Source organism: Streptococcus humanilactis, from assembly GCF_019448275.1.
Classification (GTDB): Bacteria; Bacillota; Bacilli; order Lactobacillales; family Streptococcaceae; genus Streptococcus; species Streptococcus humanilactis.
Map to the genome: position 1 here is coordinate 37,763 of NZ_JAHXBZ010000005.1, position 14,308 is coordinate 52,070.

15 protein-coding genes and 1 pseudogene are annotated in these 14,308 nt (G+C 41.3%); 2 read left to right on the plus strand and 14 right to left on the minus strand.

Annotated elements, in window-relative coordinates; genetic code table 11:
- The first annotated feature begins 8 nt into the window (after positions 1-8).
- Positions 9-995 carry a LacI family DNA-binding transcriptional regulator gene (locus KV696_RS07420; RefSeq protein WP_219967268.1) on the plus strand — a complete coding sequence of 329 codons (987 nt, stop codon included), beginning with the start codon at positions 9-11 and terminating at the stop codon, positions 993-995.
- Between the two features lie 28 nt (positions 996-1,023).
- Here the strand turns inward: KV696_RS07420 and KV696_RS07425 are convergent, their stop codons facing one another.
- The 13 genes and pseudogenes from KV696_RS07425 to KV696_RS07485 form a co-directional block, all read right to left on the minus strand.
- Positions 1,024-1,965 (minus strand): YitT family protein, encoded by a 942-nt coding sequence (locus tag KV696_RS07425; RefSeq protein ID WP_000806276.1) that lies wholly within the window; start codon positions 1,963-1,965, stop codon positions 1,024-1,026.
- The gene (gene aspS, locus KV696_RS07430) at positions 1,943-3,706 is read right to left on the minus strand and encodes an aspartate--tRNA ligase (protein ID WP_219967269.1); all 1,764 of its coding nucleotides are present in this window, start codon (positions 3,704-3,706) and stop codon (positions 1,943-1,945) included. The genes KV696_RS07425 and aspS overlap by 23 nt, the downstream gene beginning before the upstream one ends.
- A 268-nt stretch (positions 3,707-3,974) precedes the next feature.
- Positions 3,975-4,205 carry a hypothetical protein gene (locus KV696_RS07435; RefSeq protein WP_033682917.1) on the minus strand — a complete coding sequence of 77 codons (231 nt, stop codon included), beginning with the start codon at positions 4,203-4,205 and terminating at the stop codon, positions 3,975-3,977.
- A 17-nt stretch (positions 4,206-4,222) separates the two neighbouring features.
- Positions 4,223-4,864 (minus strand): CPBP family intramembrane glutamic endopeptidase, encoded by a 642-nt coding sequence (locus KV696_RS07440; protein WP_219967270.1) that lies wholly within the window; start codon positions 4,862-4,864, stop codon positions 4,223-4,225.
- Between the two features lie 9 nt (positions 4,865-4,873).
- A complete protein-coding gene (locus KV696_RS07445; RefSeq protein WP_138705998.1) occupies positions 4,874-5,572 on the minus strand; it encodes an ABC transporter permease in 699 nt (232 codons plus the stop codon).
- The gene (locus KV696_RS07450; RefSeq protein WP_219967271.1) at positions 5,565-6,389 is read right to left on the minus strand and encodes an ABC transporter ATP-binding protein; all 825 of its coding nucleotides are present in this window, start codon (positions 6,387-6,389) and stop codon (positions 5,565-5,567) included. Before KV696_RS07450 ends, KV696_RS07445 begins: the two co-directional genes overlap by 8 nt.
- A gap of 10 nt (positions 6,390-6,399) precedes the next feature.
- Positions 6,400-7,140, minus strand: a complete 741-nt coding sequence (locus KV696_RS07455; RefSeq protein WP_219967272.1) for a DUF3169 family protein — start codon at positions 7,138-7,140, stop codon at positions 6,400-6,402.
- A 2-nt stretch (positions 7,141-7,142) separates the two neighbouring features.
- The gene (locus KV696_RS07460; RefSeq protein ID WP_219967273.1) at positions 7,143-7,340 is read right to left on the minus strand and encodes a hypothetical protein; all 198 of its coding nucleotides are present in this window, start codon (positions 7,338-7,340) and stop codon (positions 7,143-7,145) included.
- Positions 7,340-7,546, minus strand: coding sequence for a helix-turn-helix transcriptional regulator (locus KV696_RS07465; protein WP_001176230.1), 207 nt, complete (start codon positions 7,544-7,546; stop codon positions 7,340-7,342). Before KV696_RS07465 ends, KV696_RS07460 begins: the two co-directional genes overlap by 1 nt.
- Positions 7,547-7,555: 9 nt before the next feature.
- Positions 7,556-8,020, minus strand: a pseudogene (locus KV696_RS10360) (hypothetical protein).
- Positions 8,020-9,300, minus strand: a complete 1,281-nt coding sequence (gene hisS / locus KV696_RS07475) for a histidine--tRNA ligase (protein ID WP_049513525.1) — start codon at positions 9,298-9,300, stop codon at positions 8,020-8,022. Before hisS ends, KV696_RS10360 begins: the two are co-directional and overlap by 1 nt.
- Before the next feature lie 229 nt (positions 9,301-9,529).
- Positions 9,530-10,777 (minus strand): MFS transporter, encoded by a 1,248-nt coding sequence (locus KV696_RS07480; protein ID WP_219967274.1) that lies wholly within the window; start codon positions 10,775-10,777, stop codon positions 9,530-9,532.
- A gap of 200 nt (positions 10,778-10,977) precedes the next feature.
- On the minus strand, positions 10,978-11,829 hold the full coding sequence (locus KV696_RS07485; RefSeq protein WP_219967275.1) for a helix-turn-helix domain-containing protein: 852 nt from the start codon (positions 11,827-11,829) through the stop codon (positions 10,978-10,980).
- Positions 11,830-11,952: 123 nt separating this feature from the next.
- Between KV696_RS07485 and KV696_RS07490 the strand changes: the two genes are divergently transcribed.
- The gene (locus KV696_RS07490) at positions 11,953-12,294 is read left to right on the plus strand and encodes a metal-sulfur cluster assembly factor (protein ID WP_033681053.1); all 342 of its coding nucleotides are present in this window, start codon (positions 11,953-11,955) and stop codon (positions 12,292-12,294) included.
- A gap of 212 nt (positions 12,295-12,506) precedes the next feature.
- On the opposite strand, the gene ilvD is transcribed toward KV696_RS07490, so the two are convergent.
- Positions 12,507-14,210 carry a dihydroxy-acid dehydratase gene (gene ilvD, locus KV696_RS07495; RefSeq protein WP_219967276.1) on the minus strand — a complete coding sequence of 568 codons (1,704 nt, stop codon included), beginning with the start codon at positions 14,208-14,210 and terminating at the stop codon, positions 12,507-12,509.
- Between the last annotated feature and the right edge of the window lie 98 nt (positions 14,211-14,308).

Genomic DNA, 14,308 nt, shown 5'->3' on the forward strand with positions numbered 1-14,308 from the left:
AGATTTTTATGCCCGTTACGATTAAAGACGTGGCCAAGGCTGCTGGTGTTTCGCCTTCAACCGTAACCCGTGTTATTCAAAATAAATCAACCATTAGCGACGAAACGAAAAAACGCGTTCGCAAGGCGATGAAGGAACTCAATTACCACCCCAACCTCAACGCTCGCAGTTTGGTAAGTAGCTATACCCAAGTTATCGGCTTAGTTCTTCCTGATGACTCAGATGCCTTCTACCAGAATCCTTTCTTCCCATCTGTCCTCCGTGGTATCGCCCAAGTCGCTTCTGAAAACCACTATGCCATTCAGATAGCAACAGGTAAAGATGCCAAAGAGCGTCTTAAAGCTATTTCTCAGATGGTCTATGGTAAGCGTGTAGATGGTTTGATTTTCCTCTATGCCCAAGAAGAGGACCCTTTGGTTAAGTTAGTAGCAGACGAGCAATTTCCTTTCCTTATCTTAGGTAAATCTCTATCTCCCTTCATTCCACTTGTCGATAATGACAATGTCCAAGCTGGTTTTGATGCGACAGAGTATTTCATCAAAAAAGGATGCAAGCGAATTGCCTTTATCGGAGGTACTAAGCGACTCTTCGTAACACAAGACCGTCTGACAGGTTACGAGCTAGCTCTAAAACAACACCAACTTCCTCTCGATACTAATCTGACTTACTTTGCTACTGAATTTCTTGAAGATAATGGTTATCGCTTTAGTAGACTTCTCTTCAAACACGATCCAAATATTGACGCTATTATTACCATTGATAGTCTCCTTGCTGCAGGGGTCTGTGATTACATCGCTAAGCACCAGCTGGATGTCCCTGTTCTCAGCTTCGACTCAGTCAATCCCAAGCTCAACTTGGCAGCCTATGTCGATATCAATAGCCTAGAACTTGGTCGAACATCATTTGAAACAATTCTTCAGATTATCAACGATGCTAAAAGCAATAAACAAATTTGTTACCGTCAGTTGATTGCCCACAAAATTATCGAAAAATAAAAACCAGCTCGCGCTGGTTTTTTAGTTACTAATTTTCTGTTTCAACGAATCGTCCCAAAATATGAACATTCTCAGATACAGAAACAAAGGCCCCTGGATCCACCTGTTTCATAATCTGTTTAAATTCATTAAACTCTGCACGTGTAATGACAGTGATTAAAACTGCCTTTCTTTCGTGATTATAGGTTCCTTCTGCATCGTGGATCATGGTTGCTCCGCGGTGCAATTTTTTATGGATTTTCTCAATTACTTTATCTGGATGATTGGTCACAATCATGGCCTGCATGCGTTTTTGCTTGGTAAAGACCGCATCTGTCACACGGCTAGAGACAAAAATGGTAATCATAGAGTAGAGAGCGTATTTCCAACCAAAGGTCAAACCTGCTATCAGCATGATGGTCCCATTTACTAAGAAAGAAATACTGCCGACATTCTTACCTGTCTTCTTACGAATGGTCAGGCTGACGATATCCGTCCCACCACTGGAGATATTGTTGCGAAGAGCAAAACCAATTCCCAAGCCCATGACAACACCCCCAAAAAGGGCATTGATAATGGGATCCTCCGTCAAGGTCGCCACAGGGACAAACTGGATAAAGAAGGAACTCATAGATACCGTGATAAAGGTAAAGACGGTGAACTTATGCCCAATCTGATACCAAGCCAAGACCATCAAAGGAAAATTAATGGCGTAGAAGGTTAGCGAAATCGGAATATGAAAACCAAACCAGTGATTACTCAAGGCGGAGATAATCTGTGCCAGACCTGTCGCACCACTCGAATACACATGTCCTGGTTGGAAAAAGAAATTGACCGCTACTGCTGATAGAAAACCATAGACCAGAGAGGCCGAAATCTTCTCATCATATTTTTCGCGAGAGATGCTTTGTAAAACACGTAAAATTTTTATCTGATGAGCAAAGCGACGCAGATAATAGCGCCACCGCTTAATTCGTTTTGCTTGTTTCATCTTCTTCTACTTGTAAGCTGAGTTCCTCTAGTTGTTTGAGAGCTACTGTTGAAGGAGCTTGTGTCATTGGGTCACTTGCCTTGTTGTTCTTAGGAAAGGCAATAACTTCACGGATATTTTCTTCTCCTGCTAAGAGCATGACAAATCGGTCAAGCCCGATAGCCAAACCACCGTGTGGTGGGAAACCATAGTCCATGGCTTCAAGAAGGAAGCCAAACTGGTCATTTGCTTCTTCGGCTGAGAAACCAAGAGCCTTGAACATACGTTCTTGAAGGTCTTTTTGATTGATACGAAGGCTACCACCACCAAGCTCATAACCGTTCAAGACAATATCGTAAGCAATGGCACGAACCTTAGCCAAATCACCTTCTAATTCGTGAGCAGTCTCTTCCTGTGGAAGGGTGAATGGATGGTGGGCGCTCATGTAGCGTCCTTCTTCTTCAGACCATTCAAACATTGGCCAGTCAACCACCCAAAGGAAGTTGAATTTATCATTATCAATCAAACCAAGCTCTTTGGCAATACGTCCACGAAGGGCACCAAGAGTTGCATTGGCCACTTCAAGCGTATCCGCCACAAAGAGAACCAAGTCCTTATCTTCAAGAGCAAGAGCTGTTGTCAATTCTGCTTGGATGCTAGTCAAGAACTTAGCAACTGGACCATTTAATTCTCCATCAACAACCTTGACCCAAGCAAGACCTTTGGCACCGTACTGTTTGGCTACTTCCGTCATCTTGTCGATGTCTTTACGTGAATAGTTGTCCGCAGCTCCTTTGACCACAATGGCTTTTACAGCAGGTGCTTCTGAAAAGACTTTAAAGTCTACACCTTTGACCACTTCTGTCAAGTCCTGAAGCAACATGTCAAAACGGGTATCTGGCTTGTCAGAACCGTAAAGAGACATCGCATCATCGTATTTCATACGAGGGAATGGAAGCGTCACCTCAATTCCTTTTGTTTCCTTCATCACACGCGCAATCAAACCTTCTGTGATATCTTGGATTTCTTGCTCAGTAAGGAAAGATGTTTCCAAGTCGACCTGAGTAAACTCAGGCTGGCGGTCTCCACGTAAGTCCTCATCACGGAAACATTTAACAATTTGGTAGTAACGGTCAAAACCAGCATTCATCAAGAGCTGTTTCGTGATTTGTGGACTTTGAGGAAGAGCGTAAAAATGCCCTTTATTAACACGAGACGGCACCAAATAGTCACGCGCCCCTTCAGGCGTTGACTTAGAAAGGAATGGTGTCTCCACGTCGATAAATTCCAACTCATCCAAGTAATTTCGGATAGAGTGGGTCACCTTAGCACGAAGTTTAAGATTTTCCAACATTTCTGGGCGACGAAGGTCAAGGTAACGGTAACGCAAACGTGTATCGTCATTGGCCTCAATGCCATCCTTAATCTCAAATGGGGTTGTCTTAGCTGTATTCAGCACTGTCAAGGCTATCACGTTCAACTCAACTGCACCAGTTGGCAACTTATCATTGGCTTGCTCACGCGCAACGACATCTCCAGTCACCTCGATAACAAACTCGCTACGAAGGCTTTCAGCTGTTGCCATGACCTCTGCAGAAACTTTTTCAGGGTTGATAACCAACTGCATGATTCCTTCACGGTCACGAAGGTCGATAAAGATCAAACCACCAAGGTCACGACGACGGCCAACCCATCCTTTCAAGGTCATTTCTTGTCCGATGTGTTCCTCACGAACACGACCAGCATACATACTACGTTTCATTGTTTCTCTCCTCTTTTATTCTGTTACTATTTTACCATAAAAGCGCAGGCTCTTCATGAAAATCAGCAGAAAAGTTTGCCTGTCTTTAAAAATCAAGTGGAGGCCCTAAAAATTAACGCTAATACTCTTCGAAAATCTCTTCACACCACGTCAACTTCATCTCCAACCTCAAAGCTGTGCTTTGAGCAACCTGCGGCTTGCTTCCTAGTTTGCTCTTTGATTTTCATTGAGTATAATACAAAAATCCGATGAACTTCACCGGACTCTTTTATTTTGAATTTTTGCCTGCTTTACGCTTTTCAGCGATTTCAGCCGCTTTTCTCGGCAAGACAATTTCCGTTGTATAAGCTGTCCCAAAACGCCAGATACCGGCAATAGGGGCAAAGACCACTGCTAGATGGCTATAAAAGAAATCGCCCTTAAAGGCATAAGCTAGCGCCCCAATGATGAAAAATAGAACGACTGCTTGAATCACTGCTAATAAAATTACTCGTTTCATGTGACCTCCTGACTCTATTATAGCATGAGAATCATCAAAAAGCTGACTAAATTATTCAAAGCATGTAGTGAAATACTGTAAGCGAGCCCCTTTCTACTAATATAAGCCAAGCCAAAGCTAAAACCAAGGCTAAAATAGACTAAAAATTGTTGCACATCACTTGGGAAATGACCTAAGGCAAACAAAACACTAGATACCAGAAGGAAAATCAGAGTTTGTTTACTATTGTCCTGCTTAGGAAAGAAATAGCGTGCCAACATCCCTCTAAAGATAAGTTCTTCCGTCAAAGGAGCAAAAATAACCGTAGCAAAGAAGGAGAATAGTGGTTGAGACAAGGTCAAGTCTATCGCTATTTGCTGATTTACTGAAGGATCATTTGGCAAGAAAAACTGGATAACCAGAGATAAGAACCAAACCAAGGCAGGAAGCCAAATAAATCGGTTGAAGCCACTCTTCTCAATACGAACAGGACCTTTCTGATACCATTTGTAAATACCGTACACATAAACTCCAGCCAAGGCCACATAGAGCAAGGTCACAGCATAGGGTGAAGCGCCTAAGGCAAGCGACGTAGTCGCGAGTACCTGAATGCAGCCATAGATGAATAAAAAGGATAGAATGGCTAGAAGAAACCAGCCAAGGTTTTTAAGTAGTTTCATAAAGTTCTCCTATCTTGCTTTATAGCTGTTTTTCAATACAATGAGGTTTGCTATTCCTAACACAAGTACCCAGGCAAGTAACATACCGATATTAGAAAAAGATATTTCCCCACCTTTTTTATTTAAAAGATTTACAATTGGACCAATAAAAGAGTAATCCAATACTTTCTGAATCGTATCATTTTGAGAAGCAATCATGGGCAAAATAGAGACAATTAACATAGGAAAGATACTATAGACTTGCGCTTTAGATTGAGTATCTGACACCGCACCGATTAGAAGGTTGAGAAAAATAATACAAATAGTTGCTAGGAGCAAATAGATAGCATAGGCAAATAAATAACCAGATACATCTACTTTAAGATAGATGGGAAGTACAATCATAGCAACCAACATTATCAAAATAGGTAGAACGAGCATACTGAAAGTATATTCTATTGCTGTCACACCACTTAGGATGAGTGATTTGAGATTTCGTTTTTCCTTATCTTCTGCCATCATAATCGATACCATATAACCACTTCCCATGCTCAAGACCATCGTCAAGCTAGCAGATAGTAAAAATAGGCTCAATTGTCCATCCTTATTTGAAAATTCATTATATAGAACAGCAGTACCAAAAGGCATCAATAAAGTCGCTAACAAAGTTGAATTGCTAATAAGAACTTGCACTCTTAACCATAGTAGGGCATTTAATTTTCTAAACATCTAACTTTTCTCCTGTCAATCTGATAAAGATTTCTTCTAAAGTCGGCTCACAAGAGTGAACCATCATCAAATCTGTCGTGTCTAAATGTGGTAATTCTTCAAATGGAACTATCTGTTCTCGTCCATCGTTATAAACCACACGTACTTTCTTATCCACATGGTACTTCTGGATGATATCTTGCGGACTTCCATACTCTATTAAGTTCCCCTTATTCAAAAGAGATAAGCGATCACAAAGCAGAGTTGCTTCATGCATATCATGCGTGGTCAGAAAGATAGTTGTCCCCGCCTGCTTTAATTCTTGAAGTAGGGTATGAATCATCTTGGATGTTGTAGGGTCTAAGCCACTGGTTGGCTCATCTAGAAAGAGAATCTTAGGAGCATTCAGAAGAGCACGAGCCAAGAACATTCGTTGTTTCATTCCTGTAGATAGTTTTTCTGCGATAACATCTTTAGCATCTGCCAATCCAACCTGTTGGAGCACCTGAACTACTCTATCTGACTTGAGACCATATAACTTAGCGTAGATGAGCAGATTTTTGTAAAGACTCATCTTTTCATAAAAACCACTGCCATCACTAACTATACCGATTTGTTCCAAATCATTTGAGGTTAAATCTTGAGAATTCTTGCCTAACAAAACTGTTTTACCTTGATCTGCAGCCAACTGTCCTGTTAAGACATTGATCATGGTTGTTTTACCTGAGCCAGAAGGGCCAAGAAAACCAAAGATTTCACCCTCCTTAATCTCAAAAGAAATCTGATAAAGAGCTTTTTTGCTCCCAAAACTTTTGCTTACATTTTCAACACGAATCATAGAAACTCCTTTATTTAAAATAACGTTTCACCATAGGCAACTGCATCACACCAATATAAATATGGATCGCTCCTACCAGCAAGAAAGCTAGTAACTGAATCTCTCCTGTCAGCAAGGAAAAGAGAGCAATCAAAAAGTAGAGACCTGGCAAGACATATTGGTTTAATTGGAATAAAATTCGAAAACTCTGTTCCAAATTAGCCTGGCGCTCCCCCTCATCGTAAGAATTGACATAGTCTAAATAATCCTTTGGTGTAGAGAAAAATGCCAAATCAAACTGACGAACAATCGCAATAGTCTTATAAAAATATTTTTGAGCATTAAAAATCAATACTAATCCCAAAAAAGAAAGAGGTAAGATTAGATTGCTTCTATCTAGTACAATCACTTCACTTCCTGAAATAAAGAGAGCCAATAAAATCGCTACACTTGTAATATGAAAAGCAATAGTTCCAAACTCAAGATTACGATTCATTTGCACATAATAGGTTTCATTCAGATCATCGTCCATTTCCTCTTGATACAAGGAGTGAAATTTTCTGCTTTTCTTTAAGAAATTGAAAGTCAAAAGAATGCTAATGAAACCTATCAATAAACAAATAGCTGATATCCATGGTATCAAGACTTTTGCATCTAAAATAATTTCGTGGGATTCGGTAGCAGCCTTAAACATCCCTACAAAACCGCCCAAGAAACCTCCAAAGACAACAGACATTAAAAATAACAATCCACCTTTATTTTTCTTTTTCATTTTCATTCTCCTTTTTCACTTGCTAAATTGTTTGCTTTCTTTTCAATCCAGTCAACGACTGGGATGAGGGCAAAGTAAGCCCAAACAAATTGGTCGCTGTAATAGAGATCAAACCATCCTAGATTTGTTCCAATTAGTAGAAATACGCTGACTAATAGAGCTATGGCAACTACATAATAGATCACTTTATACTTGTTCATCACTCGTCCTCCTCCAAGCGAAATACCGATTCGACTGTTTCGTTGAAAATCTGAGATATTTTCAAGGCAATCACAACGGACGGGGTGTATTCGTCCCGTTCTAATAGGCTGATGGTCTGTCTGGAAACCCCTGCCAGTTTGGCTAGGTCGGTTTGATTAAGACCATCGCGAGCTCGAAGCTCTTTTAGACGATTTTTAAGTTGCATGTTACACACCTACTCTCCGTCAAATTCAACTGTCTGGATATCCTCAATGCGTTGTAGTTTGAATTTTTCTTTTCCTTTTTTATTAACACGGCGTAGCTTGACCCATTCCTCATCAACATCCACAACTTCCCAGTTATCTGTTCCAAAAACTTGTCCAACGATTGTCGGTGTTTTCCCAATCAATTCTTTTAATAATCTTGACATTTCTTTATTTCCTTTCTGTTTTTGCTCAATTCTTTTGATTTTATTCTCCAGTTTCTTGACCTTTTGGGAATGGTAGATATAATACATAATCACAAGAGGTACAAATCCTAATGCCCACATAATCGTTCCTTTCTACTTTTCTCTTAACTTGAATTTATTGTAACACATCTTTTTCTTTTTGACAAGCATATTTGTCAAAAAGTTTATGATTTTTGTCATTTTGTAAAAGAAAAAGGTCAGGAGTAAAATCCTGACCAGTTTATCTACTATTAAAAGCCTAATTTTTCAAAGATTTCTGAGAAGTTTTGGCTGATTGCATCAAGTGACACTTGCACTTCTTCTCGTGTTTGGTTGTTCTTGACCGTTACTTGTCCGCTTTCGACTTCGCTTTCTCCGAGGGTGATGAGGGTCTTAGCCGCAAAGACATCGGCTGACTTGAACTGAGCTTTGAGTTTACGGTTGAGGTAATCACGCTCTGCTTTGAAACCTTGTTGGCGAAGAGCCTGTACTAGTTCTAGAGCTTTGACATTTGCTCCATCTCCCAAGACTGCGATATAGACATCTAGGGCGTTTTCGATAGGGAGAGACACACCTTGCTTTTCAAGAATGAGAAGCAGGCGCTCTACACCAAGTCCAAAACCAAATCCAGCAGTTTCAGGGCCTCCAAAATAAGACACCAGACCATCGTAACGACCACCCGCACAGACTGTCAGATCATTGCCCTCAATCTCAGTGATGAATTCGAAAATGGTGTGGTTGTAGTAGTCCAGACCACGCACCATATTGGTATCGATGATATAGTCTACTCCAAGATTTTCCAACATCTGACGCACAGCATCAAAATGAGCTTGGCTTTCTTCATCAAGGAAGTCTAAGATAGACGGTGCATTCTCTACTGCCACCTTGTCTTCTTTTTCCTTAGAGTCCAAGACACGGAGAGGATTTTCCTCCAAGCGACGTTGGCTATCCTTAGACAAGGTCTCCTTGAGCGGTGTCAAATAGTCAATCAAGGCTTGACGGTAAGCCGCACGGCTCTCAGGATTTCCAAGAGTGTTAAGATGTAATTTGACACCTTGGATACCGATTTCTTTCAAGAAGTGGGCTGCCATCGCAATCGTTTCCACATCGGTAGCTGGATTGCTAGAGCCAAAACACTCAACACCAATCTGATGGAACTGGCGCAAACGCCCTGCCTGTGGACGCTCATAGCGGAACATAGGGCCCATGTAGTAGAACTTACTTGGCTTTTGCACTTCTGGGGCAAAGAGTTTATTTTCCACATAGGAACGGACAACGGGCGCAGTTCCTTCTGGACGGAGGGTAATATGGCGGTCACCCTTGTCATAGAAATCATACATTTCCTTGGTTACGATATCGGTTGTATCTCCGACAGAGCGACTGATAACCTCGTAATGCTCAAAAATAGGCGTGCGCACTTCTGCATAGTTATAGCGCTTGAAAATCTCACGGGCAAAGCCCTCAACGTACTGCCATTTGGCAGATTCAGCAGGTAAAATATCCTGCGTTCCTTTTGGTTTTTGTAATTTCATAGGGAATCCTCTTTAAACTTAATAGTCTTATTTTACCATAAATAGAGGGATTAAAACAGTAAGAAAAAAATTAGGATTTATACTCAATGAAAATCAAAAAGCAAACTAGGAAGTTAGCCGCAGGTTGCTCAAAACAGTGTTTTGAGGTTGTGGATAGAACTGACGAAGTCAGTAACCATATCTACGGCAAGGCGACGTTGACGTGGTTTGAAGAGATTTTCGAAGAGTATTAGATATCATTTTTGAGATTAAGACCTGTCAAAAGAATAGCTAGCAAGGAAAGACCAATAAATAGCATCCAAGTCAACTGTATATTCCATACAGCTACAAGTGAAAAACAGGCTGTTCCCACAGGTATGGATAAGGTGAACAATAAACCTAAAAAATTACTGGTACGAGCTAGAACCTCTGGAGCTAGATTTTTCAGGAGCATGGCACTAATCTTTGGTTGAACTTTACCAGACACATACAGAGTTGAACAGAGAAATAGTAAACCAAGTACGACTTGGTTGAATAAATTAGCTAGACCAACTAGACTGAGTCCTACGGTCACCCACATCATCAATCTAGGCAAGGACTGCTTCCCAAAATAATCATTGCCCGTAAGGCTACTGATGATGATTGCTAACAAAGCACAGAATTGACTGATAAATAATGCCTCTGTGTAAGAAAAGTCCAAAAGAGAATGGCTCAAAAAGAAGATGTTATAGATGCTTCCTAAAGCGCCACCCAAGGCATTGATAAGTAAGACAGCAAAGATCATGAATCCAAAGTTTTTCTGTCCACCTTTAAGAAAAACGAGACGTAAATTTCGATAAATCGTTAGGAACTGCTCTTTGATCGGAAGCTTCTCATTTTTCAGTGATTCACCATCAGCAGATGACATTGACAGGCTCAATTTGCTTTTTCCTAAAAAGAGGATAACGGCTGATACTAGGAAAAAACAGGCATTGATTCCCGCAACGAGGGAAAAATTGTTGACCGATAGCCCTAAGAGCCAGACTCCAAAAGCTTGACCACCAATAGCTGAAATATAGGTAATGAACTGGGAAAAAGAGTAAGCCTCCATCAAATCATCTTCAGCTACTTTTTCCTTAATGAGAGGCATGCGCAAACCACCTGCAAAATCACTGATGACATCACTAATGACATTAATTAAACACAGGCTAGAAAAGGCAAAGAGACTAGCTTGCTGAACAACTAGGGCTGCTAGAAAAAATAAAACCGCCTGAAACAAACCGCTATAGACCATCCATTTGACCTTGGCCCTCGTGTAATCTGCCCGAATCCCTACAAAAACTGTAAAGAGAGTCGGAAGAAGCATGACAATATTCGCCATAGCAACAGCAAAGGAGGCTTGTGGCAGGGTCGATGCATAGACGATAAAGACCAGGTTGAAAATCGAAGCACCAAAAGCATTGAAGAAGCGTGATAAAGTCAAGAGTCGATACGCTTGATTTCTAAACAATAGTTTCATAGGTAATCTCCCTTCTTGTTCGAAGTTCTATATGAAGTCTGACTATAGTATAGCACTTAGAAATTCTAGAGGAAAAACTTTTGAATATATGCAACAAACGAAATGAGCAAAAAGAAACGATAGAATTTCTCCAGTGACACGAGAAAGCCCAACAGTTCTATCGCTTCAAATTTCAAATTATTTTCTTAGTTTGCAGATATTCAACAATCGGTCGTCTTTCTATAGTATTCGGCAGATTTATTACAGCCAAGCATCTCAAAAATATGGACAGCATCCTCCATCTTTTTCTGGCCTTCCTTGACTCTACCTTGCTTGCTATCAAGGAGACCTTCCGCCCACAAATAGACAATTCGGAAGTAGGTCTCATTTTCCTTGTAGAAATGCTCTTTGATGACACGTTTAAAATAAGAGGCATTGGTAAATTCTTCACACTCAATGCTAGCTAAAAAGCCATTCAATAGTATAGTGTGAAACAGGTTTCGATTGCCAGACACTTCCATTAGAAAATCAGATTTACGTACCATTTCTCTAACATACCTAGTGAAAAGAGAAACAGATAGAAATGGTGAACTGACTGAAAATAAATTGAGTTCATAGATTCCCCAGATCTCGGTAGAAAACAAATAATCATGAAGGACTTTCCCTTCCTCTGCTGTTAACTCTACCCCTTCATCCATGCCCTTCATATAAGACTTGATCATAATGGCATTTAGAATATGTTTCTGTTTGTTTTGAGAATGGGCATGCTTTTGATACTCCCTGCGATACAAGTTCTCAAGCGGAGCTATATTCTTTGGATCCAAGACATCTATGATTTCTTTTCTCAACTCAGAATCAGTATCATACTGAAAACCTCTCGCCAGAAAGAGGATCTCCTCCACACTGGCAGATATATTTTCTAGTGCAAATAGAAACTTTTCCACCGAAAGCTCACTCTGACCTGTTTCAAAGCGAGATAACATAGACGGCGAAAATTGTCCCCCAGTTGCTTGTCTCAGCGAGATATTTCTTGACTCTCGTAATTGTCTAAAGACTTTTCCAATCTGCTCCATAGGCTTCCCCTTGATTCAGTATTTTCTTCATTTTATCATATTTTTCAGAAAATTCATCAAAAACTTGCTAAATTGTCAGAATTATGAGAAAATAGAGGATATTTATCACGTGGAGGGACTATAATGAGAGACGATATCAAAATCAATGACCGCGCTTTGGCCTTAAAAGATCAAATTATCGAAAAACTAGAGAAGGTTTTTGATACAGATGTGGAATTGGATGTTTACAATCTAGGACTGATTTATGAAATCAATCTGGATGAAACGGGTCTCTGCAAGATTGTCATGACCTTCACCGATACTGCCTGCGATTGTGCCGAAAGCCTGCCTATCGAAATCGTGGCAGGTCTGAAACAAATCGAGGGTATCGAAGATGTCAAGGTTGAAGTTACCTGGTCGCCTGCCTGGAAGATTACACGAATCAGTCGCTACGGCCGTATTGCCCTTGGACTGCCACCTCGTTAAGAAGGCAAATTACTTTTGAAAATGAAAAGAAGCAAGCCAAAGTTGGCTTGCTTTTTGATACTCAATAAAAATCAAAGAGCAAACTAGAAAGCTAGCCGCAGGTTGCTCAAAACAGTGTTTTGAGGTTGTAGATAGAACTGACGAAGTCAGTAACCATACCTACGGCAAGGCGACGTTGACGTGGTTTGAAGAGATTTTCGAAGAGTATGAGTTTATTTTTTACCTGACTTGTCCATATTCCAGAAGTCTGTCACGGCTCCGCGTGAAGCAGATGATACGATATGGGCATATTTACCAAGAACACCACGGCTGTAGAGTGGTGGCAAGGTTGTTTCTGCCTTACGTTTTTCAAGTTCTGCTTCGGATACAGCCATGGAAATTTCTTTGGTATCTTGGTCAACCGTAACAATATCACCTGTACGGAGGTAGGCAATCGGTCCACCATCCTGAGCTTCAGGAGCGATATGTCCAACAACCAGACCATAAGTACCACCAGAGAAACGTCCGTCTGTCAAGAGGGCAACCTTGTCTCCTTGACCTTTACCAACGATCATGGATGAAAGTGAAAGCATCTCAGGCATACCAGGACCACCCTTAGGTCCAACAAAACGAACAACGACTACATCGCCATCAACGATTTCATCTGTCAAAACAGCCTGGATAGCATCTTCTTCTGAGTCAAAGACCTTAGCTGGACCAACGTGACGACGCACTTTAACACCTGATACCTTGGCAACCGCACCGTCTGGAGCGAGGTTCCCGTTCAAGATGATAAGCGGACCGTCCGCACGTTTTGGATTTTCAAGTGGCATGATGACTTTTTGACCTGGTGTGAGGTCTGCAAAGTCAGCCAAGTTTTCAGCAACTGTCTTACCAGTACATGTAATGCGGTCTCCATGAAGGAAACCATTTGCCAAGAGGTATCTCATAACCGCAGGCACACCACCGACTTCGTAGAGGTCTTGGAAGACATACTGACCAGATGGTTTCAAGTCGGCCAAGTGAGGCACACGCTCTTGGATCGTATTGAAGTCCTCAAGTGACAAGTCAACATTGGCAGCATGGGCAATGGCAAGCAAGTGAAGAGTGGCATTTGTAGAACCACCGAGAGCCATAGTTACAGTGATAGCATCTTCAAAGGCTTCACGAGTCAAGATATCTGACGGTTTAAGACCAAGTTCCAACATCTTAACAACAGCACGTCCTGCTGCTTCGATGTCTTCTTTCTTATCAGCTGATTCAGCTGGGTGAGATGAAGAACCTGGCAAACTCATACCCAGAACTTCGATAGCAGTCGCCATGGTATTAGCTGTATACATACCACCACAGCCACCAGGGCCAGGGCAGGCATTACATTCAAGACGTTTCACGTCCTCAGCCGTCATATCACCGTGGTTCCATTTTCCGATCCCCTCAAAGACAGAAACCAAGTCAATGTCTTTGCCATCAAGATTTCCCGGTGCAATGGTTCCACCATAGGCGAAAATAGCTGGGATATCCATATTGGCAATGGCAATCATAGAACCAGGCATGTTCTTATCACAGCCACCGATAGCGACGAAGGCATCTACGTTGTGACCACCCATCGCCGCCTCGATTGAGTCCGCAATGATATCACGAGATGTTAGAGAGAAACGCATACCAGGTGTTCCCATGGCAATCCCGTCCGCTACAGTGATAGTCCCAAACTGCACAGGCCAAGCACCTGCCGATTTGACACCTTCTTTAGCTAATTTCCCAAAACCATGCAAGTGGATGTTACATGGCGTATTTTCCGCCCAAGTCGAAATAACCCCAACAATCGGTGTTTCAAAGTCCTTATCTGTCATACCAGTCGCACGAAGCATGGCACGGTTTGGTGATTTTACCATACTATCATAAATGCTACTGCGGTGACGTTTATCTAATTCAGTCATTTGTTCCCTCCCATTTCAGTTTTTACTATTATAGCACATTTTAAAGGCAATGAACAGAAGAAAATTCTTGAATTTTCAGAAAATTCTATATACATATA

What these genes read in the sequence shown, in the direction of transcription:
- KV696_RS07490 (WP_033681053.1), top strand. Translation starts at nt 11,953, where the DNA reads ATGAGAGACGATATCAAAATCAATGACCGCGCTTTGGCCTTAAAAGAT.
- aspS (WP_219967269.1), bottom strand. Translation starts at nt 3,706, where the DNA reads ATGAAACGTAGTATGTATGCTGGTCGTGTTCGTGAGGAACACATCGGA.
- KV696_RS07455 (WP_219967272.1), bottom strand. Translation starts at nt 7,140, where the DNA reads ATGAAAAAGAAAAATAAAGGTGGATTGTTATTTTTAATGTCTGTTGTC.
- hisS (WP_049513525.1), bottom strand. Translation starts at nt 9,300, where the DNA reads ATGAAATTACAAAAACCAAAAGGAACGCAGGATATTTTACCTGCTGAA.
- KV696_RS07450 (WP_219967271.1), bottom strand. Translation starts at nt 6,389, where the DNA reads ATGATTCGTGTTGAAAATGTAAGCAAAAGTTTTGGGAGCAAAAAAGCT.
- KV696_RS07440 (WP_219967270.1), bottom strand. Translation starts at nt 4,864, where the DNA reads ATGAAACTACTTAAAAACCTTGGCTGGTTTCTTCTAGCCATTCTATCC.
- ilvD (WP_219967276.1), bottom strand. Translation starts at nt 14,210, where the DNA reads ATGACTGAATTAGATAAACGTCACCGCAGTAGCATTTATGATAGTATG.
- KV696_RS07465 (WP_001176230.1), bottom strand. Translation starts at nt 7,546, where the DNA reads ATGCAACTTAAAAATCGTCTAAAAGAGCTTCGAGCTCGCGATGGTCTT.
- KV696_RS07460 (WP_219967273.1), bottom strand. Translation starts at nt 7,340, where the DNA reads ATGAACAAGTATAAAGTGATCTATTATGTAGTTGCCATAGCTCTATTA.
- KV696_RS07445 (WP_138705998.1), bottom strand. Translation starts at nt 5,572, where the DNA reads ATGTTTAGAAAATTAAATGCCCTACTATGGTTAAGAGTGCAAGTTCTT.
- KV696_RS07420 (WP_219967268.1), top strand. Translation starts at nt 9, where the DNA reads ATGCCCGTTACGATTAAAGACGTGGCCAAGGCTGCTGGTGTTTCGCCT.
- KV696_RS07485 (WP_219967275.1), bottom strand. Translation starts at nt 11,829, where the DNA reads ATGGAGCAGATTGGAAAAGTCTTTAGACAATTACGAGAGTCAAGAAAT.
- KV696_RS07435 (WP_033682917.1), bottom strand. Translation starts at nt 4,205, where the DNA reads ATGAAACGAGTAATTTTATTAGCAGTGATTCAAGCAGTCGTTCTATTT.
- KV696_RS07480 (WP_219967274.1), bottom strand. Translation starts at nt 10,777, where the DNA reads ATGAAACTATTGTTTAGAAATCAAGCGTATCGACTCTTGACTTTATCA.
- KV696_RS07425 (WP_000806276.1), bottom strand. Translation starts at nt 1,965, where the DNA reads ATGAAACAAGCAAAACGAATTAAGCGGTGGCGCTATTATCTGCGTCGC.